Origin of the sequence: Candidatus Protochlamydia phocaeensis, from assembly GCF_001545115.1 — a bacterium.
Taxonomy (GTDB): Bacteria; Chlamydiota; Chlamydiia; order Chlamydiales; family Parachlamydiaceae; genus Protochlamydia_A; species Protochlamydia_A phocaeensis.
In genome coordinates, this window is record NZ_FCNU01000032.1 from 268,129 (window position 1) to 290,849 (window position 22,721).

At 43.4% G+C, this 22,721-nt stretch carries 17 protein-coding genes; 7 read left to right on the top strand and 10 right to left on the bottom strand.

The window, feature by feature from the left end:
- Positions 1 to 97: 97 nt before the first annotated feature.
- The 6 genes from BN3769_RS13735 to BN3769_RS13765 all read right to left on the bottom strand — a co-directional run bounded on the left by BN3769_RS13735 (position 98) and on the right by BN3769_RS13765 (position 6,949).
- A complete protein-coding gene (locus BN3769_RS13735) occupies positions 98 to 2,065 on the bottom strand; it encodes a ubiquitin carboxyl-terminal hydrolase (RefSeq protein ID WP_195155585.1) in 1,968 nt (655 codons plus the stop codon).
- Between the two features lie 488 nt (positions 2,066 to 2,553).
- A complete protein-coding gene (locus tag BN3769_RS13745; RefSeq protein ID WP_068471403.1) occupies positions 2,554 to 3,279 on the bottom strand; it encodes a hypothetical protein in 726 nt (241 codons plus the stop codon).
- 329 nt (positions 3,280 to 3,608) lie between these two features.
- Positions 3,609 to 4,199 (bottom strand): hypothetical protein, encoded by a 591-nt coding sequence (locus BN3769_RS13750; RefSeq protein WP_068471404.1) that lies wholly within the window; start codon positions 4,197 to 4,199, stop codon positions 3,609 to 3,611.
- A 115-nt stretch (positions 4,200 to 4,314) separates the two neighbouring features.
- The gene (locus tag BN3769_RS13755; protein ID WP_068471405.1) at positions 4,315 to 5,730 is read right to left on the bottom strand and encodes an inorganic phosphate transporter; all 1,416 of its coding nucleotides are present in this window, start codon (positions 5,728 to 5,730) and stop codon (positions 4,315 to 4,317) included.
- Between the two features lie 7 nt (positions 5,731 to 5,737).
- Complete coding sequence (locus tag BN3769_RS13760; RefSeq protein ID WP_068471406.1) at positions 5,738 to 6,412, bottom strand: TIGR00153 family protein; 675 nt, start codon at positions 6,410 to 6,412, stop codon at positions 5,738 to 5,740.
- Positions 6,413 to 6,529: 117 nt separating this feature from the next.
- Positions 6,530 to 6,949: a YidH family protein gene (locus BN3769_RS13765; protein ID WP_068471407.1), complete on the bottom strand. Its 420-nt coding sequence runs from the start codon at positions 6,947 to 6,949 to the stop codon at positions 6,530 to 6,532.
- Between the two features lie 397 nt (positions 6,950 to 7,346).
- Here BN3769_RS13765 and BN3769_RS13770 point away from each other — a divergent pair, with 397 nt between their 5' ends.
- Together BN3769_RS13770 and BN3769_RS13775 are read left to right on the top strand one after the other, a co-directional pair.
- Complete coding sequence (locus BN3769_RS13770; RefSeq protein WP_068471408.1) at positions 7,347 to 8,366, top strand: ABC transporter ATP-binding protein; 1,020 nt, start codon at positions 7,347 to 7,349, stop codon at positions 8,364 to 8,366.
- Positions 8,363 to 9,178 (top strand): ABC transporter ATP-binding protein, encoded by an 816-nt coding sequence (locus BN3769_RS13775; RefSeq protein WP_068471409.1) that lies wholly within the window; start codon positions 8,363 to 8,365, stop codon positions 9,176 to 9,178. The genes BN3769_RS13770 and BN3769_RS13775 overlap by 4 nt, the downstream gene beginning before the upstream one ends.
- 226 nt (positions 9,179 to 9,404) lie before the next feature.
- Here BN3769_RS13775 and BN3769_RS13780 read toward each other — a convergent pair whose 3' ends face one another.
- Together BN3769_RS13780 and rpoN are read right to left on the bottom strand one after the other, a co-directional pair.
- Positions 9,405 to 10,079 (bottom strand): outer membrane protein, encoded by a 675-nt coding sequence (locus BN3769_RS13780; RefSeq protein ID WP_068471410.1) that lies wholly within the window; start codon positions 10,077 to 10,079, stop codon positions 9,405 to 9,407.
- Between the two features lie 239 nt (positions 10,080 to 10,318).
- The gene (gene rpoN, locus BN3769_RS13785) at positions 10,319 to 11,803 is read right to left on the bottom strand and encodes an RNA polymerase factor sigma-54 (protein WP_228840705.1); all 1,485 of its coding nucleotides are present in this window, start codon (positions 11,801 to 11,803) and stop codon (positions 10,319 to 10,321) included.
- A gap of 77 nt (positions 11,804 to 11,880) precedes the next feature.
- On the opposite strand from rpoN, the gene BN3769_RS14865 reads away from it, so the two are divergent.
- The 4 genes from BN3769_RS14865 to BN3769_RS13800 all read left to right on the top strand — a co-directional run bounded on the left by BN3769_RS14865 (position 11,881) and on the right by BN3769_RS13800 (position 15,663).
- The gene (locus BN3769_RS14865; protein ID WP_154017937.1) at positions 11,881 to 12,069 is read left to right on the top strand and encodes a hypothetical protein; all 189 of its coding nucleotides are present in this window, start codon (positions 11,881 to 11,883) and stop codon (positions 12,067 to 12,069) included.
- A 75-nt stretch (positions 12,070 to 12,144) separates the two neighbouring features.
- Positions 12,145 to 13,674: an anti-sigma factor antagonist gene (locus BN3769_RS13790; RefSeq protein ID WP_068471411.1), complete on the top strand. Its 1,530-nt coding sequence runs from the start codon at positions 12,145 to 12,147 to the stop codon at positions 13,672 to 13,674.
- Between the two features lie 169 nt (positions 13,675 to 13,843).
- Entirely contained in the window at positions 13,844 to 14,656 is an 813-nt protein-coding gene (locus BN3769_RS14950; RefSeq protein ID WP_068471412.1) for a hypothetical protein, read from the top strand.
- Between the two features lie 92 nt (positions 14,657 to 14,748).
- On the top strand, positions 14,749 to 15,663 hold the full coding sequence (locus tag BN3769_RS13800) for a hypothetical protein (protein ID WP_068471413.1): 915 nt from the start codon (positions 14,749 to 14,751) through the stop codon (positions 15,661 to 15,663).
- 37 nt (positions 15,664 to 15,700) lie between these two features.
- Here BN3769_RS13800 and BN3769_RS13805 read toward each other — a convergent pair whose 3' ends face one another.
- Both BN3769_RS13805 and BN3769_RS13810 read right to left on the bottom strand, forming a co-directional pair.
- On the bottom strand, positions 15,701 to 17,884 hold the full coding sequence (locus tag BN3769_RS13805) for an ATP-dependent helicase (protein WP_068471414.1): 2,184 nt from the start codon (positions 17,882 to 17,884) through the stop codon (positions 15,701 to 15,703).
- Positions 17,877 to 21,542: a bifunctional proline dehydrogenase/L-glutamate gamma-semialdehyde dehydrogenase gene (locus tag BN3769_RS13810; RefSeq protein WP_068471415.1), complete on the bottom strand. Its 3,666-nt coding sequence runs from the start codon at positions 21,540 to 21,542 to the stop codon at positions 17,877 to 17,879. The genes BN3769_RS13805 and BN3769_RS13810 overlap by 8 nt, the downstream gene beginning before the upstream one ends.
- 612 nt (positions 21,543 to 22,154) lie before the next feature.
- Between BN3769_RS13810 and BN3769_RS13815 the strand changes: the two genes are divergently transcribed.
- Positions 22,155 to 22,505 carry a four-helix bundle copper-binding protein gene (locus BN3769_RS13815; RefSeq protein WP_068471416.1) on the top strand — a complete coding sequence of 117 codons (351 nt, stop codon included), beginning with the start codon at positions 22,155 to 22,157 and terminating at the stop codon, positions 22,503 to 22,505.
- The last annotated feature ends 216 nt before the right edge of the window (positions 22,506 to 22,721 follow it).

A 22,721-nucleotide genomic window follows, 5' to 3' on the forward strand; every position in this document is an offset into this window, starting at 1 on the left:
ACGCAGCTGCACAAAATTGCCCTTCTACCGCGACCCTAATTGCGCTAATAAAGCGCAATTAGGGTTTTCATTTGGCTATAAAATAGCTTTTGAGGGGTTAAGCCTGGCCGACTTCATCAACGGGAATCTTTTCGAGCATCAACATATAGGCGCCTGCATTATTAACCTGTTCTGAAGAACATGGGCGCGAGACTGAATCGTTGCACGAATACCATTGGTCTCCCCTTCTAACAAAGGAAGTATAATGGCCGCCTTGCGTCGATTTTCCGCTGTGGTTCACGCAACTGACCAGCCTATATAGGACCGGCTTATCGGAACCTGGATTAACCAAGTGAGCTAAATCGATGTTATCCTTATCAAAGGCGAAGGAATCGGCAATCCTAAAAGGACCCGTTTTATCATACCCATAGCGTTTAAGTTGGAAGCAAATCACTGCGGGAGGATTTTTATCAGCAATACTTAACTCGCGCTCATACTCGTCAAGGACAACTTCTCCGTCTTCTAATTCGACCCTCCAAGCATTAATCTCATCCTTGATTTTTTCAGCAGCATTCTCTTTAATTAATTGCTCCAGGCTTTTTTTCTGGCCCGGCTTGCTAATGCTTAAGGGAAAGACTTGAAAAGGCTCTGTCTGGCTGCTTTCCAAATGGATGGCTTCCGGCATGACATCATCTGCTTGATCTATTGCCTGTTCATTTGCTTCGAGAACGAGATCTTTGGCAAGCGGAGGCTGATACTCCCCTTTTGTCTTTGTCTTCAAATTAAACGCATAATTCATTGCCTGCAAAATAACCGCACAGAAATCAGATGAATCTTGCTGCTCCAAGCGATCCTCTTTTATCAATGTCGGATGAACGCCTGCGTCAAAAACAGCATTGCGTAAGCTGACTAGCGCTTGATTCAATTTTTTTGGCGTGGCATCCGCACTTTGGTAGGCCTGGACCAAGTTAATTAATTTTTCCTTAACGGGTTTCCATTTTTCATAGTCATTCTTTCTCGCTTGATAAGCTTTTTCTGTTTCATTTGCCCCTTTTACGGGCGGCTTTCCAATAGATAGCTCTTCGAGCTTGTTTAAAAGCGAAGGACTAGACAATAAAGCTTGCATCGTTGAAATGGCATAGCAATTATTTCCGCCATTGATTATTCCAATCGGAGGGCGTTCAATGGCTGAGCAGGAAGAAGGGGATGAAGATAATTTGCTAGACGCTAGCGACTCTGCCAATAAAGACTCTTGCAGCAGGGCTTCCAATTCCTTGTTTTTCCCTATCGTTTGAGACTTTGGTCCTTCTCCCAGGGATTTTTTGTGCGCATCCAAGCAACGCAAATAAATTGTCTTATTCCATTCAAAATTCGCATCTTGCTTGTCAGCCTTAGTTAAATTTTCATAGGCTTTATTCAATAATTGGCAAAAAGGCTCTTCTTTTTCCGCTATTTTTTGGTTTAGCTTTTCTTCTAAATTCGCGAATTTATTTTCTAATACCTCAATTTCTTCCATTATCGAATTAAAGCCTTCGATAATTTGATATTTCGTTTGTAACTCTTTAAATAAATCTTTATTCTGCTGAATTTCCACATAAATCTGAGATAAGTGCGTCAAATCCTTGTCATTATCAAATGTCAGCTTCTTCACAGCGGAATCAAGCCCTTTAAACTCGTTGTCAATGTCTTTGAGCACTTCTTGTACAAGACTGGGACGATCGACCGGCTGCATGTTACTTAAATCAGATTCGCTTTTTGAGGGAGATGTTTCCGTCGATGTAGGAATTGGAACAGAAGGCGCCTTGCCCGCCTGGGGTTTTTCCTTTACTTGTGGATCTATCACCAGCATGCTAGGCTTGCTTGCTTGATTGACTTTATCTTTGCGTTTTTGCTCTAGCTGTCCAAAAATTTGATTGGCTTTTTCCGCCGAATAAGTGACGGCCACTCGTTTTTTTAAATAACTTTCCTGTGTAGAGTACTCTTTATCGATGAGATTCAAATCTAATTTAGAAAATTCCTTAGCGACTCGTGTTAAATGCGTTTCTCGATAAAAACCAAAAATATTGCGCAAGACTCTTTGAAACAAATTTAATTGCTTTATTTCTAATTTCTTTGAGTCATTATTTACAAACAAATAGGATTTACTCCATAGATTTGATTGTAAAGGTCCTAACGCGCCCATAATTCTACCTATTATTGATTCAAAAATAAAATTATTAAACAAAATGATTAAGGTTTAATAAATTAAATATTAATTATACGCAATAACAATTAATTACTCAATTATATCTTTCATTATAACATTATTTTCCATAAAAATATAAGTTTGTTTTATTTTTAATAACTTGAGTTTGAAGTTTTTTGCTCTTTCGACTACGCCAAAGCTGCGGAGATGAACAAATGGCAAAGCGGTCCATATTAAAAAATAGGGACCGTCTCGCCATTTTTCATCTGCAAGGGCTTTCCCGTCAGTCAAAAGGATAAAAAAACTCCAAACTCAGGTTAATAAAGCTAGAGACAGGCCGGTCTTTTAATCGAAGCCATTAAACCGGTTATCAACAAAAAATTTAATTTTTATTGAGAAACCGATTCTACATCTGATAGATGATGAATGTGTTCTTCGTAAAAGGTCTGTCCATTGACTTGACGGACAGATTGATTTTTCCACGTTCCGTTTGCATGAGGCTTACCATTGCGATCGAAGGAAAGGGAGACATTTCCATGAGGGCCTGAACCGTATAGGCTGGAAGGCTTGGTTTTTCTATAGCGGGCATAGCGATCCATTGTCGCTTGAAGATATTTTTCTGCTAAATCTAATTGTTTTACATCGGAAGAGGGGGAAGGATTTAATTTTTCCTTCTTAATTTTCTCAATCTTTTGATTAAGTCTATTAAGTCTGGGTTTTTCAGCGTCCATGCCGCATTCTCTGGTCGTTAGAATGGTCGTAGCGGTTGCATTTGAAAGCCAGGCACAAATTCCGCCAACAATGACGGCTCCAATGGGTCCGAATGTGACCCCGCCCAGTAACCCGCCTCCGATTCCGGCTGCAGAATTGACCCCGACTTGGCATATTGATCTTTCTTCCAAACGAAGCCGGGTCTCAAATTCTTCCCGTTCTTCTTGAGTTTTAAGTGCTTCTTTCGATAAATGCTGGACCCTGAGCTCTTCTTCGTCCATTTGCTTTAAGAAAGGACACAATTTTGCCTGTTGCAATTCGGGAGAAGCTTTAACAAGCATATCCTTTCCTTGAGGAATCACCGATGGAATATTGACATTGGTTTCAATAAAATTAGAAATCATTTTTAACCATTTAAGCAATTATTAAAATGCGCGTCGAAGTTGTCCTAAAACCGCTAAGAGCCTAGATTCGAGTTCTTTTTGCCCAGAAGCCGATGTGATATAGCGGACCCGATTCACTCGATATAGCCTGCTATATCACGTCGGCTTTCGGGGAGAAAATATTCTCAAATCTAGATTAGGGTGGTTTTAATCGCCCTCTTAGCTCAAAAGGGCTCAGTTAATCATTTATTCCTCAAGGCCCATGTTTACGTTTCAATCCTTATTTCTCAACTAAAAGATAAGTTAATTGATTGCAGCATCATGGATTTGCAATTCAACAAACTAGCCTCTTATTTAGCAGGCGCTTCCGCTTCGGATTCAATATGCGTAGGAAACTCTTTGCGAATGCCGGGATAGTAATAAGCTGAAAATGTCACGGCCAGGGTACCAATGATTTTTTCTTCTTGATTGAAGAGGGCGACGGCTTGATATTCGCGCAAAGGCCAATCATAGCGAATAAAATCTAATACAGACGGCCATTGATGAGGGGTATCAAAAGCAATCTCTATTGACTTGCCGGGTTCGATTGAAGGAAGGTTTTTTTTCTCTGTTTGAAAAATCACGCTTGTTGGCTCATTCTCCAATGGCTTGGTAAACGCATAACGCACATAGAGTTCTCCAGACAGGCTGGGCCGAGTGCCTTTATTTTCAACAGCGACTACAATTTTGACAGAGGTACCCGGTTGGACTTTTCCTGTTTGGTCTTGTGGAATCGGCTTGAGTGGTTGAACGTGAATCTGGCCTTGTAAAATAGCTCGTTGAGGAGCCTGTGAATTGCTTTGTCCATAGCCTAGACGAGCTAGCATGAGAAGGCCGACTAAAACGAACAGGGCCGTTCTAAAAATCCAGCGGTTGGATGAAGATCTTTGATTGTCAGACATGCGTTTTCTTCCTCACTTGTTATACACAAATGAATGCAAAAATTGGCATGCAAATAGCCTATATTCAATCTTTGAATTCATTTATGCATAAATCGGTTTTAGTCTTTCTACTGGTTTAACCAAAAATGGCATGCAGAGGATAAAATAAGGCGACAGCCAATATCGCTCCGATTGGAACAGTCACAATCCAAGAGATGACAATATCTCGAGTGGTAGTCAAATTGACGGCTTCAAGGCCGCGGGCGAAGCCAACTCCTAACACTGCTCCAACCAATGTATGGGTGGTAGAAACGGGCATTCCCAAGCGGGAAGCCAATACAATCGTGGCCGCAGCTCCGAATTCGGCGGCAAAGCCGCGGCTTGGAGTTAACTCCGTAATTTTTTTTCCAATTGTTTCAATCACCCGCCAGCCCCATGTCGCCAATCCCACCACAATTCCAACTCCACCTAAAGATAAGGCCCAAGTGGGAACGGGAGCATCGACGGCAAATAGGCCTGTGGTCAAAATGGCCACTGCGGCCGACAAAGGGCCAATGGCATTAGCAACATCATTCGCACCATGGGCAAATGCCATCATGCAAGCGCTCATGATCTGCAAATAGGCAAAAATCTTTTCCACCTTGCTATATTCGTCATGGCTGATAGATACTTCCTGCCGCTGTTGAAGGGAACGGGCCAATCCATCCACTTCCTCCACCAACAAGCTCGTTGTGTATTGAATTTCGCCGCTTGTTTTTTCCCTCACTCTTTGCAAATGCTTACGCGCTTTTTCTAAAGATTGCATGGTATCAGGGTCAAAAACCGGCGCATGCTTCTCCTCCTTGACATAAGGAATGCGCCTCACTGCAAAATAGCTTAAAATAGAAGCGATCAAACCAGCCCCTACTGTCAACGCGATTTTTTGATACAAATTTAAATTCAAATTTAAATTCCGGAATCCTTCAAAGACAAGGATCAAAGCCAAGATCGCAACGACGATAAACACAATAAAAGGCGTCAGCCGGCGCGTGGCTTCAAAAGGGTTCCTCGCATAAAAAATCTTCTTCCTTAAGATCGAGAAAATATAATAGCCCAATACCCCGCCTAAAAGAGGAGAAAGAATCCAACTGGTGAAGATAAAGCCGACTTCTTTCCAATAAATCGCCTCTATTCCGCCTACAACAGCTCCGAATCCCACGATAGCCCCTACAATGGAATGCGTCGTAGAGACAGGCCAGCCGAAGTAGGACGCTAGCTGCAACCAAATTCCCGCAGAGGCCAGAGAAGCGAGCATCCCATAGACGAGCGTTCTGGGATCATTCGCAAAAAGATCGGGATTAATAATTCCGCTTTGCATGGTTTTGGACACATGCGAGCCGAAGAAAAAGGCGCCTGAAAATTCCAAAATAGCCGCCACAATCACCGCACGGCGCAAAGTAAGGGCTCCAGATCCGACTGAAGTACCCATTGCATTGGCAACATCATTGGCGCCGATATTCCACGCCATATAAAAGCCGGTGACTAAAATTAAAATGAGCAAAGCTGTATCCATAAACCTTTTATTTTAATTCCAATGTCATTCGTACACGAAAAGCCAAATTTTCTGATAGATTGGAAACCGCAGCTAGGCTTTCAAATAAACGCTGCCATTGACTAAAGGTAATGTAGCTCATTTGTTCCTCGGCCTTAAAGACACTTTTTAATAGCTGCCGCTGAATCAGATCGGCTTCATGTTCGTGATAAGCCACATCATCTACCATCGAACGCACTTTCTCTGCTTCAATCCCGCCAAATGAGGATTCTACTAATTCGTGTAATTCTTTAATAATTAACTTAGCCCCATTAAAGGTTTCGATGTTTTTCTGGAGGAACAGTTTAAACTCCTCCTTAAAAATAGGCAAGAGTTCTAATGGTTTAAGAGTCGCAATGACTGCAATATCTTCCACTTTATCGGCAATGCTGTCTTGAAGAGCTAAAATTTCCAAGAGATTCTCTCTGTCTATTGGCAAAAATAAACTTTTAGGTAAATGATTGCGAATATCGTTCTTGATCAAGTCTGCATTATGCTCTAATTCGGAAATTTCGTTTGCAATCTGCTCGATAAGAGCATAGTCCTTGTGCTCGAGCGCTTCGAAAAGATCGGGAAGCCTATGTACACAGCGCGCAACACTATCCATATGAGATTGAAGAGGAGCGAAAGGAGAACGTCCAAATAAACTTAAAATGGTTAGCATAAACAACCAGTTCCTCTATGAGCTTTTTGCACTCGACCATACTAAAGTCGGATTTCTCAATCGAGGAATTTATCATCATGGCTGCTTGCTCCCCCTCTTCTTTCCCTCGCTTTCTCTTTAAATACTATTCATTAAATAAATCACGAGAAAAACCCCAATCAGAAAAACAGCCAGGGTCAACATGATATCAAGCAAGAGGGTGGGACGATAAGCATCGCTATCAATCTGCTTTTCCACTTTTTTATACTTAATAAAAGCCAACAGGCATATGAGCACACCGAGAGCAACAAGGAAGACGCCAAAAATTGAAGAATGGCCTTGAATGGCAGAGGAAAAATGAGGGAGAGATGGTAAATGGGATTCACCTAAAAGAGAGGCGATTTGCTTCATGAATAAAGAAAATTTTTCTACAACAAAACCGAATGCCATGATCCCTATGCTTGTCCTTATCCAAGCCAAGAATGTTCGCTCATTCGCCATGTGATCCCTGGGATCGCCCTTCTTTCGGATAATCGGATTACGATCTTGATCTGTCATTTTAAACCCCATTCCTCATTAAATAGGTTCAGTCCTTTTCTATTTAATCTAAGAGATAGATTACTGACCAGTTCTATGCATTCATAAACAAATGGAATAGTTAACTGAATTTATAAATTTATTAACCTGAGTTTTTGTTTTTTATCTCCGAAGCTTTAAGCCAGTTCAAAGGACAAAAAATTCAAAATCCGGGTTATAAAGCTTCTCTTTAAACCCTTTCCTAATTATATATTATTTTTTTTATTAACTGACGAATTAAAATTCCTAAAATAGCTCCAAAATACGTCAAAAAGGCGATTAAAAGTAAACCTCATTAAAAATTTGATAAATTTTGAAGGATCATGCCGATCGATATTCTGCACATTTCTTCTTCCTTTAACTTGAATAAAACGATTTTATGCCTCCTCCTATTTTAAGCGTGCGCAACCTGACGACGAAACTGCAAATTGGCAAGGATCGTTGGACAATTGTGGATAAATTGGGATTTGACCTTTATCGAGGAAAAACCTTGGCGCTTGTAGGCGAATCGGGCTGCGGCAAGTCCATGACAGCCCTTTCCTTGATGCGCATTCTTCCCCAGCCGCCCGCCCTTCCGCCTGAAGGTGACGTGATCTACAAGGGAGCAAATTTGTTAGCTTTAAGCGAAAAAGAGATGCGCCGCATACGAGGCTCTAAGCTTGCCATGATTTTCCAAGATCCCATGAGCGCTTTAAATCCTGTCTATACGATAGGCAATCAATTGATAGAAGTGGCTGAAATGCACTTAAATCTATTTGGTAATGAAGCATTAGCACGCGCACGCGACGCCTTGCAGGCAGTCGGTATTCCGGATGCCGATAAACGTTTAAGCAACTATCCGCATCAACTCTCCGGCGGACTCAAGCAGCGCATTATGATCGCCATGGCCCTCATGTGCGAACCTGACGTCTTAATCGCAGATGAACCCACGACTGCATTAGATGTCACCATTCAAGCCCAAGTTTTGAAATTGATCCGCGATTTGCAAGAAAAGAATGGCATGGCTCTTCTCCTGATTACCCATGATATGGGTGTCGTCGCTGAAATGGCAGATGATGTGATCGTCATGTATACCGCACAAGGAATTGAAAGAGGGGCATCCGAAGATATCTTTGAACATTGCGCCCACCCTTATACCCTGGGACTGTTTCAATCGCGGCCTTCCTTGTCCAGCCCCAAAGGCAAGCTAAAACCCATTAAAGGACAAGTCCCCTCTTTTCGCCATATGCCATCAGGCTGCCGCTTCCATCCCCGCTGCCCATTTGCCATGGAAAAATGCCGCTCGGGAAATGTGCCCGATTTTAGCCTAAGCCCAGACCATATCACCAAATGCTGGCTTTATGACCAAAGCGCCGAGAGCCGGCACCAGCTTGAACAGTCTAGCCTGGAGAAAAAATGAAGCCTTTATTAGATATTAAAGGCCTTAAAAAATATTTTCCGATTTATGCCGGTTTATTCCGCAAGCAAGTCGGATGGGTTAAAGCCGTAGACGGAATTGATTTTTCAATTGCGCAAGGAGAGGTATTGGGCATGGTGGGCGAATCGGGCTGCGGCAAAAGCACAGCCGCACGAGCCGCCATCCGGCTTATAGAACCGACAGCGGGGGAAATCACTTTTATGGATCAGCACCTGATGGCCCTTTCCCCTCAGCAGTTGAAAAACTTGCGGAAAGATATTCAAATGGTTTTTCAAGACCCTTATTCTTCACTTAATCCACGTAAAACCATCCGCGAAAGCATCGGAGAAGCGCTTCTCTTCCACCAAATCGTGAAAAATAAAGACGAGCAGCTTGAGCGGACTGCAGAGGTATTAAGCCAAATCGGGCTCTCTCCAGATACGATGGAACGCTATCCGCATGAATTTTCAGGAGGACAGCAGCAACGCATTTGCATCGGGCGGGCGATTGCCCTGAATCCAAAGCTAATCGTCTGCGATGAAGCTGTCTCAGCATTGGACGTATCCATTCAAGCGCAAATTTTGAACTTGCTAATGGAGCTAAAAGAAAGGCTTCAGCTAAGCTATCTGTTCATTTCCCACGATCTATCCGTCATTCGCCATATTGCAGACCGCATTGCCGTCCTTTATAAAGGCAAGATAGTAGAAAGCAGGCCAACTCAGGCCTTATTTGAGAATCCCGAACACCCTTATACGCAGGCTCTTCTATCTGCCATACCCAAAATGAGCCCCAAAAGGCGATCCAAAAGCATTTAGCTTAAACGGCGTCTTGCCTCCAGCATAGAAATGACATTCATCAGCTTCTTAAAATAAATCCCTTGCATGACTGGCAGCGCTTCATATTCGGATTATTTTCTCAATTAATTCGGAAAATAATTCGAATCTAAAATGCAATCAGTTATGCAAGAGACTTAATATAAAGGCCATTTAGGCAGTTGCCTAAATGGCCTTATAGCAGCAAGCTACGCTTGCAAGGGAAAGCTTAGAACGCTTGCGTTAAAGCTACGCCAACACTGTGGTCTTGCGCTTTTTTTCTGCCTTCAAAGAAGGTGTATTTAACGCCGATTGAAGTTTTCTCTGTCAAACGGTAATCAGCACCAGCAATGGCTTGATAAGCAAATCCATCGCTATGGCCATTAAATCTTACATGATTATAGCCATCGCGCGCTTTGATTTGCGCATGAATTTTAGCATAGCCTACGCCTACGCCAACATAAGGAGTAATTCCATATAGGCAATCAGATACTTGATCAAAATCATAAAGGACGTTTGCCATGTAAGCCCAAGAATGAGTATGGCCCTTTACTTTGACATGGTGCAAAGAATCATAAGTAGAAAATTCTTCGGATCTAGTCTTAAGCTCATTTCTTCTATAAGCGATTTCGCCTTCAACACGAACTCCAGAAGAGAATTTATAACCTGCTGATAACGCCCCTGTATAGCCCACTTTCATTTTTGGCTTCACACCATGAAAATGATGGAAATTCAACCAATTTGCTCCGCCAAAAGCGCCTACATAAAAATGCCCAGGAGCACACTCGTTTACACAAACATTCGCACATTCATTTGAATAGGATTCATAACAGGGATTAGCAGAAGCAGTTGATGCGACAAATAAACAGATAACAGATGAAATCAGCGTTAATATTTTTTTCATAATCAATTCCTATATAAGATTAATTTCAAATTTGTTTTCAAAACAAAAACACCTTTTTAATTGGAAAACTCCAACTAATAAGGGGACATATGTAATCACATGAATTAGTTTTAGTAAAGACTAAAAATTTAAAAAAATTAATTGTAAAATTTCAATTAACATAATTGATCGTAAATAAAAGTTTTAAAAGAAAGAAAAAGAAAGAGAAGATACTTTATAAATATCGGATTATAAGAATGTTAGTGGAATTTCTTGCGTTGCTGTGTATTGCCAAGTTGCAGGGCGATGCGGTACTTTGCAACTGTGCGTCGTGCGCAATTAATTCCTCTTTGCTTTAATAAAGTTGAAATTTTCTCATCGGAAAGAGGGTGTTGTTTATCTTCGGCTGCAATCATGTCCAAAATGGCATCTTTGACCGTTTTAGCCGATAAATCTTCTCCTTCTTCCGAGATATATTTTGTCGTGAAGAAAGCGCGCAGAGGAAAGATTCCGCGAGGGCTGTTGATATATTTATTTGCCACCGTACGGGCGATTGTGGACTCATGCAGATTTAATTCATCCGCTAGCATTTTCATTGTCAGGGGCTTCAGCGTCCCATTCGGCTTCATAAAGAAATCATACTGCTTCTGTGCAAGGGATTGGGCGATTCTTTCAATGGTGGAATAACGCTGCTGCAGGTTGCGTACAAGCCAGCGAGCAGAGAAAAGATGTCGTTTGAGAAAATGCTTGGTTTCAGAAGCGGTGGACGGATCATTCAATAAGTGCAAATAGCGGTGATTGAGCCGCAAATTGGGAGCGCGGTCGCGGTCGACTTCTACGATAAGCTGATCCCCCTCTTGGCGCAGGCTTACATCGGGAACAATTGGCTGAGTGGGGCGGGAAGAGAAGTGCATGCCTGGATGCAAATCCAATTTGGCAATATCTTTTTCAATTGCTTTTTGAATGTCTTCATAAGAGCATTTTAATGTTTTTTGGATAGCAGGAATATGATTGTGCAAAAGGTCGTCATAATGATCTTGCAGAAGCTGATAGGCAAGCGTATGTTCTTTATGCAGGCAGCGCATTTGGATGAGCAAAGACTCCTGAATACTCGAGGCTCCTACTCCATAAGGTTCGAAGGTTTGAATTTCTCTTAAGACCTTTTTAACCTCTTGATCGGGCAAATGATGAAGCACACAGATTTCCTGGAGAGGGGTTTTTAAAAAACCGAATTCATCGATATAGCCGATCAAAATCTTGGCTATTTCTCGTTCCTCGGCATTTTCAAAAGAATCCCTAGCTTGGCTCATGAGCTGTTCATATAAACTTGGCTCTGCGCATATTGAATTTTCCAGATAAGCTTTCAATTTGTCTTCTTCTGATGAACGCTTAAGAGGAGGATTTTCATTAGCAGAAAAGTGATCGCGTAGATCCTCTTCCAAACGCGTTAAAATGCTTAAGTCCCGGTCGTCAATGACAATTTCTTTCTCTTCTTCACCCCTTTCCGCGATTTTTTCCTCTCCGGTACTCCCCTCTTCTTTATCGCCGCTTTCCTCATTTATTTCTAAAAGAGGATTCAAGACAATTTGCTCTTCAATAAAAGGTTCCAATTCCATGACTGGCATCTGCAGCAAACGAATAGCTTGTTGCATATGAGCAGACATAATGAGGCGTTGTGTAAGATTGAGCGCTTGCTTTTGCTGTTGCTGCAATTGCATAGCAGGAAGTTCGGGTTTAGAGCTCATATATACCTTCTTTTATTCTCTTTTATCTTAACACAACTAAGCTTGACAATAAAAAATTTTTATTGATTCTAAAGTTGATGAATAGGAGAAGAGGAAAGAATGATAATTTACTCAATGGCGGTCTCTTACCCCTTCTTATCCTTAATGCGTATACAGTCGGCCAAGAAGGATTAACCGTTTGCGATGGCGAACGTCTATCGATTAAACGGCTCTTCTATGGAGATGGGAAAAAGAACGGCTTGGCAAAGAGCAGTCCCCATCTTTAAAACGCCAGTTTTAGCAGATGACTTTAAATAATCTAACTTAAGCCTAAGTGGCATGCCATTTAAAGGAAAAAAGCAATGGTCGGGAAGACTGTGCAAGATTCTGAGCTCTTGGAGCATCTTTATCAGAAGCTTTTGACTGCGCTTCCTTCGGAAACTTCCAGTTTCACTGTCGATAAATTTTACTTAGCCCCTCAAAATCAAGCCATCTTTTTTGATGTGACTTCTTTATCCTCGACGATAATCGATGTATTGATTGGATATACGCCCTTATCTCAACCAGCTGGTTTAATTGTTTCGGCGGCCATTAAATTTGCCCTCCGTCGCCTTTCTCCTTCTTATTTAAAAGGCTACTATCTTAATAGGGATCATTTATGGGAAAAGACTTTTTTAACACCCCAAGAAATCATTGAAACTTTGCAGAAAGATCTCTTTCCAATCCTCAAAGATTTAAATATCTCTATTTCTTTATTCTATGCCCGTATCAATTTGGCCTACCAAACCTTGACATACCTAAACTGCGGATTAGGAGATGTCTTACAAATTAATCGAGGCCTCGAAACAGTGCGCTTGGAATCCTGCCAGGATCCTTTAAATCCGTTAATCGACCAACCCCTACAATTAATTCACACGTTGGTCCATCCCGGGGATTGGTTCCTTTTTTGCACAAACGAACAATTAAAAGAAGAGGCCATTAAAATCATTAAGAGCCACTTTCAATCCGATGCGCAGCATTTAACCAGTAAGCTTCGAGAGAAGGCCGGCTCTTTTTCTCCCTCTTCCGGAAAAGGAGAACATTTTCTTCTTGCCATCAAAATCAAAGAAAACCAATTTCCCTCCTTACTGCCTTCTAAGACGGCAAAGTTTTCTAGCGACTTATCGCAACTTCAATCAGTCCGCTCCTTTGTCCATCAAGTCTGCCAGAACATTCCTAGCGACTTTGAAAAGATCGGATGGGAGCTCCAGTTAGCGGTTAACGAAATTTTCTGCAATATTGTCAAATATGGTTATACCGATCAATCTAAAGGAGAGATTCTCATTGAAGCTCAACTAAATAATGAGGGAATCTATTTTACGCTTTCTGATAAAGGCAAAGCCTTTAATCCTTCGGAGATTAAGCATCCCAATTTAGCAGGGGAACTAGAAAGCGGGTTTGGCTTTTTCATCGTCCAACAGCTCACAAATCAAATTGCTTATATGCCTAAAGCATTGCCAAATGGATGGAATCATTTTCGCATTTTTAAACGCTACTTTTCTGAAGAGGAATGCATGCAATTCACACATTACATTCAAGACAAAATCTTAATCATTACACCTCAAGGAGAAAATTTGGATGCCAAAGGCGCACCCGCTTTTAAAGAAGGAGTTTTAGAACTCGTTCGTGCAACAGGTTTATCCCAGTTGATCTTTGATCTAAATAAGCTTTACTTCATCGATAGTTCTGGACTAGGGTCATTTCTGGCCGTGCAAAGGACCTTGCATAATCAAGGAGGAAAGCTGAAGCTTGTTAATTTGAATAAGCACATCAAGGCCATGTTTGAGCTTGTTTCCATGAATCGCATCTTTGATATTTTTGATACTGTTGATGAAGCTGCCAAATCCTTTTAAGGGAAAGAAAAAATATAAATTTTAGCTCCATATCGTCTATCAGTCGCTTGGCTTCTTTTCCATGAGAGAATCTATCTTTAGATAAAGGCAAGGAAGGAAGGCCTGTGTTTGATGACTTAGCCCATACGTTCATGTTCTTAAATTTTATAGCTAATATGCGGAGGTCTCTATGCAAACAACGTATTTCAACAAGTATTCTTTTTATACATTATTGAGTTTAACCCTCTTCTCGTTCTCTGGCTTATCTGCTCAGTCTTATCAAAGCTCCGGTACAGCTTCCAGTATGCATTCTGATCAAAATCAGAATTTGCCTAATCAAAATCAAAAAAATGCGAATCCCAAAACTCCTAATACTTATCCTCCTCAAAGCAATAAGGACTCCTCTTCTCCAGGAAGGGAAGAGATCGCTTATCAAGACAACCAAGAGTATCAGTACGAAGAATATATTAACGAACATCCTCGCCGTGATCATTTCACAGGGGATTGGGACTATAAAGAGAGCTGGCGCCATAATCGAGATGCTTTCTATAAAGGGGAAACACAAGCCCAAGCCTACCGTGAAAACCATCCTTACGGTCCTCCAGGAATTGGCTATGATGCCGGCGATGATCGCTATCAGACGCGTAGACAAGGCTATTACAATGGGAATAATGGCAACTATGGTTACTATAGAAACAACTATAATGGCTATAGGAACAATAATTATAGCGGTTATAGCAATTATACAGGCTATAACAATTACAATGGATATGGTTCTGAAAATAGCGGCTATTATCAAAACCAACCTTACTTCCAAGGCCAGTCTTATCAGAATCAATCCTATTACCAAGCCCAGCCTTATCAAAACCAGGTTAACTACCAAAATCAACCGTATGAAAACCAGTCTTATTATCGAAACCAATCCTATAACTCATCCTATAACCCAGGCGGCCCCTTTGTCAGCCAACCAGGCTATAGCGGTTATTCATCCTATAATCGATAACCAAGCAGTTAAAATTAAACAGCCTAGGTTATTTTGCCTAGGCTGCTAAAGTATAAAGACATTCTATTGCCATTTTAGTTATTTGGAGGTTTATGTTGTCCTCTCATTTATTCAAGCGTTCCTTTCAAGCCTTATGCCATTTATTTTTATGGATGAGTGCTTTTGTGTATGCCGATTCCTCTTCTCTTCAATCGGCTTCCTCTCTCTCCGCACAAGATAACAAACAGGAAAAAGCATTGGCTTTTCATGGAAGAAACGATGACAAATCGCTCTATAATCGCAATTATTATAAATATGACTGGGATTACCGGGAAAATTGGCGGGCCGACAGAGATGACTATTTAAAAGGAGGAGACCAGCCGCCCGTTTATCGAAGAGATGGCTCTTATGCTCCTCCAGAGGGATATGACTATCAAGATTACGGGGGAGACGGGGGCAATGAGACAGCTCTTGCTTATACGGCCTCTACAACGGCTTACTATTCGCCTTCGACAGCCGCCTACACCAACTATACTTATGTCCCTACAGGGACGGGGATATCCTATCCCTATTATTCCACCTATTCAACGGCCGGAAATCAAGCCTATCCATCGTCTTATACCCAGGGATATACCTATGTTCCCACTCGGCCTAGCTATACGTATATTCCGGCAGGAACCGGCTATTATGCTACAACGCCTTCTACTACTCCCTATTATTCAGGGTCGCCTTATTACCCTTATTCGGCAGGAACAGGCTATCCGACCTATTCAGGAGACTTTCGCGAAAACTATTATCAAATGAACCGCTATTATAACAATCCCAATAGCAGCTTTGAATATGGGGGAAACATTCGTTACAATATAGGCACCAATGACGTAGAAAAACCTGCCAACGAACTGTATGAGACCAATTATCCCTACAATCCCAATCCCGTTTACTATACGAACTACCCTAACTATAATGCAGGCTACTATTCTCCTGGCTATAGCGGATCCTACTCAACTTATCCTTATTACAGAAGATAATCGGTGCACGAGGAAATGATCGTTTGATCGAAATGCCTTAAAGACGGTTTAAAATGGCATATTTGGCCACTAAAGTCTTTAAACTATTATCTTTGGAAAATAGCACTTTATAGGTAAGCCCCATTGATCCTTGATAAGCCTCTTTGATCTGTCCAATACCAAAATCTTTATGGAAAATGGTATCTCCCGGCGAAAATTCCTCTGTTTGCTTTGGTAAGGGCTGTTCGACATACTTCACGCGCTCTTGCGAAGGGGCCTCCCATAAAGCTGCCCGGGAAACCTGCTGGCTCTGCCTGCATCTTTCCAAATGCTCATTTGGAATTTCCTTTAAAAATCGGCTGGGCTTTTGCATACGCAAATTTCCCCATAAATAACGCGTATGGCAATAGCTCAAGTAAAGGAAGTCCTTAGCACGTGTAATACCGACGTAGCACAGGCGCCGCTCTTCTTCAATTTCCTCGGAATTATTCTTGGAATTGACATGCGGAAAGAGATCTTCTTCGAGGCCGACTAAGAAGGTCACTTTGAACTCCAACCCCTTGCCGTTATGGATTGTCATCAAGCTTAGCCGGTCTTGCGACTGATCCGCTTCGTCTAAGCTGGACTTTAAAGATAATTCTTCTAGGAAGGCTTCAAGAGAAGGGTCTGGCGCCGACATTTCCCACTCAACGGCTTTAGCTATCAATTCATCTAAGTTTTCCCGTCTTTCCTCATAGGTCTCTTTATCCTCCATAAGATAGGGCAGATAGCCTGTCCCTTCAATGGCAGCTAACACCAAGTCCCGGATTGATCCTTGTTTAGCCAACTGGCGCAGTTCATGAATGATCCGCATGTAGTCGGCTACTCCCTCTTTTTGCTTAGCAGACAGGCGTAAGATAGAGCGCAAGGGCTTCTCTGTTAGCAGTGCTTCGCAATAAGCCAGGATTGTCATTCCTTCTTCATTAGCCCCTTGGCGTATCTTTTCTATTGAAGCTTCTCCTAGGCCCCGCTTGGGAAGATTGATCGTGCGGGCAAAAGAAATGAAATCGGCGCCGGATTGCGCAATGCGCAAAAAAGCCAGAATATCCTTGATTTCACGCCTTTGATAAAAAGAAAGCCCTCCTACAATAATATAAGGAACCCCCCTACCCAATAGATAGTCTTCGAATACACGCGACTGAGCATTTGTCCGGTAGAAGACCACCATTTCATTTAAGGGGATGCTTTGCTTGGAGCGGTGTTGGGCAATTTGCGTTGCCACAAAATCCGCTTCAGCCCTCTCATCTTCGCCGATAAAAAGCTTAATTTTTTCTCCGGGGCCAAGATCGCTCCAAAGCTTTTTCTCATAGCGGTTGGCATTATGGCTGATCAGCGCATTGGCCGCCTGCAAGATATGCGTATGGCTGCGATAGTTTTGCTCCAGGCGGATAATTTTCGCTCCCGGATAGTCCCGCTCGAAGTTCAAAATATTTTGGATATTGGCGCCACGCCAGGAATAAATGGACTGATCGGGATCTCCTACGACAAATAAATTACGCCTTTTCTCGACAAGCAAGCGCGCCATCGCATATTGAGCGGCATTCGTATCCTGATATTCATCAATCAGGACAAAGGCCCACCGTTCTTGATAGCGCGTCAATAAGCCGGGATGCTCTTTCCACACCTTGACAGTTAAAAAGAGCAGGTCGTCAAAGTCCACAGCTTGATATTCTTGCAGCTTTTTTTGATAAAGCGCGTATACCTGAGGGAAAGCTTGTTCGACATCGGTTGTCCATTCGGCATGCAGAAGCTGGTCCGGCGTTTGCAAGGCATTTTTTGCCTGCGAGATCAAATGGCGGAAAGGTTTAATGTCCATCTTTTTGTCTTTCAGATTGAGCTCGACAAGGCACGCCTTCAACAGCTTTTCTACATCGTCTTCATCATAGATGGTAAAATCGCGCTGATAGCCCAAAGCGTAGATCGATTCGCGCAGCACGCGCGCGCCTAAGCTATGGAAAGTGCAAATAAGCACTTGATGATTTGTCAGCTTGCGGACCCTTTCCCGCATTTCTTCTGCCGCTTTATTTGTGAATGTCACACCCAAAATCCGGGAAGGCGGCACGCCGTTTTCAATCAAATGGACGATACGCGTAGTTACAACTCGCGTTTTGCCCGATCCCGCTCCAGCCAAAACCAAGACTGGGCCTTCCAAAGCTGTAACGGCTTCCCGCTGCTGCACATTCAATTTCAATAAATCACTCATGGCACGCACATGCTCCGCAAGCCATTTGCTGTTCCTCGGGACTCCCGGGAAGAGGATGCCTAGGCTCATTTTCACGATCGCCTAAATTGCCATAGCGATGATAGTCGCGGCTGATGCTCACTTCCCTTAAAAGATGAAGCAGCTCCAATCTGCCATTCGCTAAAACAGGGCCGCGGTTGAGATGGCAAGCAGCCTGGGCAAAAGCCTCCTGCAAGGGCTGCGAGGGAGATCGAAGCAGCCTTACGCGCTTAATGCGGCCTTTTTCTAAACGCTTGATCAATTCTTGTTCAGTCTCTTGGACAATAGTTAGAGATGGGGGAAGGGCGAGCTTATGCAATTGAGCGGCAATGGCGGGATCTTCGATACTGACTTCTAATTGAGTTGAACAGATCAAGGCCGCGGCCATCACAAGCAATAGATCGATGAGGGCATCTCCTTGCTGGCCTCTCAGCAATAAATGCGAACGCGGCTTATAGCATTGCAGATTGTCCTGTCCCATCACCAAACTTGGATCGTGCGCCTTGGAAAAATAGCGGTTATAATAAAAGGCATAGTTCTTGACAGCCGCCTGCCAACGCTGTACGTCTTCAGAAGGCAAGAGGCTTTGCTGACCGACAGAGTTGACGAAAGAGAGCGCCTCTCCCTTGGGCTCCTGACCCTCTTGGGGAAGCGAGGTCTGCTCGGCATGCATGAACTGCACGAGATAATTCGGCCCTCCTGCCTTCGAGCCTTTTCCAAAGCTGCTTTCTTTGCACCCTCCAAAAGGCTGGCGCTCAACAATTGCTCCTGTGATCGTGCGGTTAATATAGCAATTGCCCGCTTCAATGCGGCTCAGCCATTCCCGCTGTTCGCGTTCGTCAAGCGAATGAATGCCTGCCGTCAGGCCATAAGCCGTTTGATTCATCAAGTCCAATGCCTCGGCGAATGTCTCCGCTCGGACCAATCCTAGCACAGGCCCGAATAATTCATTTTGGAAGGTAAAGCTGCCGGGCCTGACGCCTAATTTAATGCCTGGGCTCCAGAGCTGAGGATTGTTGGGGTCCTGCTTAGGCTCAAGCAACCACTCTTCCCCTTCTTCCAATTGCGTCAATCCTTGCAGCAGGGTCGGATTGGGAGCGCGAATCAAGGGATTGACACGTGTTTTTAGGTCCCATTGCGATCCAACGGCTAAGCTGGCAGCCGCATCGCGCAATTGCTTGCGGAAATGCGGATCGTCATAGACCTCTGCTTCTAAAATAGCGAGGCTGCAAGCGCTGCATTTTTGACCTGCATGGCCGAAGGCTGAATGGACAAGGTCTTTGATTGCCAAGTCGCGATCGGACATGGCGGTAATGACCAAAGTGTTTTTTCCGCCCGTTTCGGCCATCAAGTCTAAATCGGGACGCATTTTCAAGAACAATTTGGCGGTGGATGTCGCTCCTGTCAAAACAACGGCAGCGATGCGAGGATCGCGAATGAGCCGGCTTCCGACAGGATCGTCTTCGCAAGTGATAAATTGCAGGACGCTTTGACTGATCCCGGCTTCCCAAAAAAGCTGAACAAGCTGCCATCCGACTAATACGGATTCTGCTGCCGGCTTAAAAATGACGCAGTTACCCGTCGCTAAAGCAGCTAGAATGCCCCCAGCCGGTATCGAACAAGGAAAATTCCACGGCGGAGCCACTAAAATTGTCCCCTTCGGCTTCCATTTAATGTCTGCCAGGTTGCCCCATTCCAGCAAGCTTGCGCTATAGTAAGTGGCAAAATCGATGGCTTCTGATACTTCAATATCGGCCTCTGCTATCGTTTTACCCGTATCGGCAACCATCGCTCCAATTAAATCGCCGCGATGCAGACACATGTTCTGGGCAATTTTGGCCAACAGATGGGCCCGCTCTTGAATGGACGTCTGCGACCAGCCCTTTTCGTTTTCCTGGGCGATTTTCAAAGCGTGGTCGACTTGCTCTTCCGTTGCGAGAGTATATTGATAAAGCGCCTCGCCTGGCTGTGCAGGATCTTCCCCCTTCCCAATTTGTCCCTGCGGGCCATAATAATTCCCTCCAATGACGAGCGGAACGGGCTTGATCTTTTTTGCCTTCCAATCCTGCATGATTTTTTCTGCCCATTTACGGTTTTGCGGCAAAGACCAGTCGGTGTCCGGCTCATTCTGAAAGCACTTCACTCCCTTTTCTTGGACGGCTGATTCGCTTAGGCGATTCTGCGTCCGTCTTGGCAAATAAGAGACCGTTTGATAATTCAAGCAGGCGCGGGCAAAAAGGTCTGCCTGGTTCTGCCATTGCTCCGTCCCAGGTTTCAGATCAAAGGCATGGCGTAAAAAGTTTTCGGGAGCCGTATTTTCGTCCAAGCGGCGGACAAGATAGGCGACGGCATTTTGAAACTCGGCTTTTGTGGCAGCCGGGCAATAAAGCAGCATATCGCCGGACAAGTACTGGACAACGCGGCGCATATGGTCTGCCATTCCCTCCAACATTTCAAAGCAGACTTCTTTTTCTACCCCTTTTTCAGACCGCAGCAACATGGCATAAGCAATGTCGAATAAATTATGGCTTGCAATGCCTAAATGAGCGGCCTGGGCATGATCTTTTTCGCATCCGTACGTCACCATGCGCTTATAATTGGCATCAACATCCGCCTTGGAAGAATAAGGCGCCTGTGGCCAGAGGCGAAGAGCAGACTCGAATTGCTCCATTGCCAAATTTGCCCCTTTGACAATGCGGATCTTAATGGGAGCCCCCCCACGCGCCAAGCGCTGCATCGCCCAAATTGTCAATTCTTGCTGAATGAGGTAAGAATCAGGTAAATAGCTTTGTAGAACAATGCCTGCTTCATATTGATAAAATTCGGATTCGTCCAATACTTTGCGGAATAAAGCGACTGTCAAATTCAAATCGCGGTACTCCTCCATATCCAAATTTACAAACTTCGGAACGGCCTTTTCATCCGGACGGATATAGAGATGCCTCTTGGCCGCTCGATAAAGTTGCCGCAAACGGTCAGCTAGAATATCCAGCGTCTCTTCCCATGCCAATAAATTGATCTGGCTGTAAATGGTTGAAATCTTTACGGAGATATACTCGACTTCAGGCTTAGCCAAATCATCCAAATAGATTTGCAAGCGATGCTGCGCTTCTTCTTCTCCTAAGATCGCCTCTCCCAAGTGGTTGAGATTGATCCGGACTCCTTCTTGCCGGCGCTTCTGCATATGCTTGGCCAGCTGGTCTTCCTCGCCAGGTAGAATAACGCTGGTCGTTTCTTTGCGGATGAGCTGAATAGTCAGCGGGACAATCAAGCGCGAAAGCGAACGGCCTACCACTGTAAAAATTTTTAAGGCTAGCCGCTTATCAGTCGTCAAGTACTTGGGCACCCCATATTTTTTGATTACATAAGTCAGCTGATCCGCCACCCGATAGGGATTCTGGCTTCTGAAGCATTGATCCGTAATAGCCGTTGTGAACACTTTCCCAATGGGATCATTCATCATGCGCGCGAGCTGCTCTTGCTGGCGTCTTTCTGAAGCGGTTTGGATACGTTGAGCCTCCTCTAACATCAGGCCTGCCAAGGCAATCGCAGCCTCTTTTCTTTCTTCCAAAGAAAGTGTACGGCTTTTAACGGATTGAATTTGAGATTTAGCCTTTTGAAGGAGGGGAGACTCTTCCATATTTTAACCTTGCGTTAAAGAGTTTAAAATAAGCGCTCTGTTATAACAGACTATTCTCTTTTAAAAAAGCTTTTCCTAAATGGAATAAAGTCGGCTAATCGCCAATAAGAAAAGACTGGTGACTCTTATCCAAGAGAGGATGTATTAAAACGCCAATGATCGAGATTCGAGATAAGAATAAATTCGCCAGCAGTCTCTTATGACTATTTTTTTGAAATAAGCTATAATAGAAGTGACCATCGAAGAGATTACAAGCCCTTTCATATTGATAATCAGTCTTTTATTTATCTATTCATCGCAAAAGCAGTTGTTTTCTTTTTGAACTTTGCCCAACCAGCTATGAATTGGCAGCTATTTGCCAAGGGTTTAATTAAAAAATTTTATTGATAAGATTTAGTATTCTCTCTAGGGTGAAGGAAAGGCTCGCATCATTTGACCTAAGCCCTCTTATGCGTTTTCGAAACAGGGAAGCTTTTGCGAAATAGAGTCCGCCTTCCTTTTCTTTGCCATCTCCTTCTGTATGAACGAGCTGTTTATTACTATTAATATTTTTATAAGGATCCCATTCAATAGAAGGACTTATTCAAATTTTAACTTTAACCAGGAGATTATATGGCTTACCCCAAAATGACTGGAACTCAATACTCCAATTTAGATACGCCTGAAATGCATGCCATCATGGAATGCTTGAGCATTTGCAAGGCTTGCGCGAAGAAGTGCATTGAAGAAGGCCATCAGCGCATCGCCTGCCTGTGCAATGACTGCGCTGAACTGTGCGATTTGGCCGTTAAATTTAAAAGCTGCAATTCGGAATGGACCCAGCAGGTTCTGGATCTTTGCGGCAATATTTGCCGGCAATGCGCCAATGAATGCGGGCGCATGCAATCCCGCTATTGCCAAGAATGCGCGGAAGCCTGTAGACGCAGCGCGGAAGCTTGCTCGCTCCACCCTTCCTATCGCTAATTCCCATCGGCTCCTTTTGGAAAAAGCGGATTTCAAGCCTTCTTTTTCCGATTGGGGCAAGGAATTCTTTCAAAAAGGATGGATGACCATTGCTCATGCCTAGAGTCGAGGTTTTTCCCCTAGTAACCTGTGTTTAGAGTTTAATTCTTCTGCCGCTTTCAATTTCACTGGATTACTTAAGAAGAAATTGCTAAAAACCTGAGTTTGGAGTTTTTT

Excerpts from the sequence above, each read along its gene's own strand:
- BN3769_RS13745 (WP_068471403.1), bottom strand. The coding sequence starts at position 3,279 with ATGATTTCTAATTTTATTGAAACCAATGTCAATATTCCATCGGTGATT.
- BN3769_RS13750 (WP_068471404.1), bottom strand. The coding sequence starts at position 4,199 with ATGTCTGACAATCAAAGATCTTCATCCAACCGCTGGATTTTTAGAACG.
- BN3769_RS13755 (WP_068471405.1), bottom strand. The coding sequence starts at position 5,730 with ATGGATACAGCTTTGCTCATTTTAATTTTAGTCACCGGCTTTTATATG.
- BN3769_RS13760 (WP_068471406.1), bottom strand. The coding sequence starts at position 6,412 with ATGCTAACCATTTTAAGTTTATTTGGACGTTCTCCTTTCGCTCCTCTT.
- BN3769_RS13765 (WP_068471407.1), bottom strand. The coding sequence starts at position 6,949 with ATGACAGATCAAGATCGTAATCCGATTATCCGAAAGAAGGGCGATCCC.
- BN3769_RS13770 (WP_068471408.1), top strand. The coding sequence starts at position 7,347 with ATGCCTCCTCCTATTTTAAGCGTGCGCAACCTGACGACGAAACTGCAA.
- BN3769_RS13775 (WP_068471409.1), top strand. The coding sequence starts at position 8,363 with ATGAAGCCTTTATTAGATATTAAAGGCCTTAAAAAATATTTTCCGATT.
- BN3769_RS13780 (WP_068471410.1), bottom strand. The coding sequence starts at position 10,079 with ATGAAAAAAATATTAACGCTGATTTCATCTGTTATCTGTTTATTTGTC.
- rpoN (WP_228840705.1), bottom strand. The coding sequence starts at position 11,803 with ATGAGCTCTAAACCCGAACTTCCTGCTATGCAATTGCAGCAACAGCAA.
- BN3769_RS14865 (WP_154017937.1), top strand. The coding sequence starts at position 11,881 with ATGAATAGGAGAAGAGGAAAGAATGATAATTTACTCAATGGCGGTCTC.
- BN3769_RS13790 (WP_068471411.1), top strand. The coding sequence starts at position 12,145 with ATGGTCGGGAAGACTGTGCAAGATTCTGAGCTCTTGGAGCATCTTTAT.
- BN3769_RS14950 (WP_068471412.1), top strand. The coding sequence starts at position 13,844 with ATGCAAACAACGTATTTCAACAAGTATTCTTTTTATACATTATTGAGT.
- BN3769_RS13800 (WP_068471413.1), top strand. The coding sequence starts at position 14,749 with ATGTTGTCCTCTCATTTATTCAAGCGTTCCTTTCAAGCCTTATGCCAT.
- BN3769_RS13805 (WP_068471414.1), bottom strand. The coding sequence starts at position 17,884 with ATGAGTGATTTATTGAAATTGAATGTGCAGCAGCGGGAAGCCGTTACA.
- BN3769_RS13810 (WP_068471415.1), bottom strand. The coding sequence starts at position 21,542 with ATGGAAGAGTCTCCCCTCCTTCAAAAGGCTAAATCTCAAATTCAATCC.
- BN3769_RS13815 (WP_068471416.1), top strand. The coding sequence starts at position 22,155 with ATGGCTTACCCCAAAATGACTGGAACTCAATACTCCAATTTAGATACG.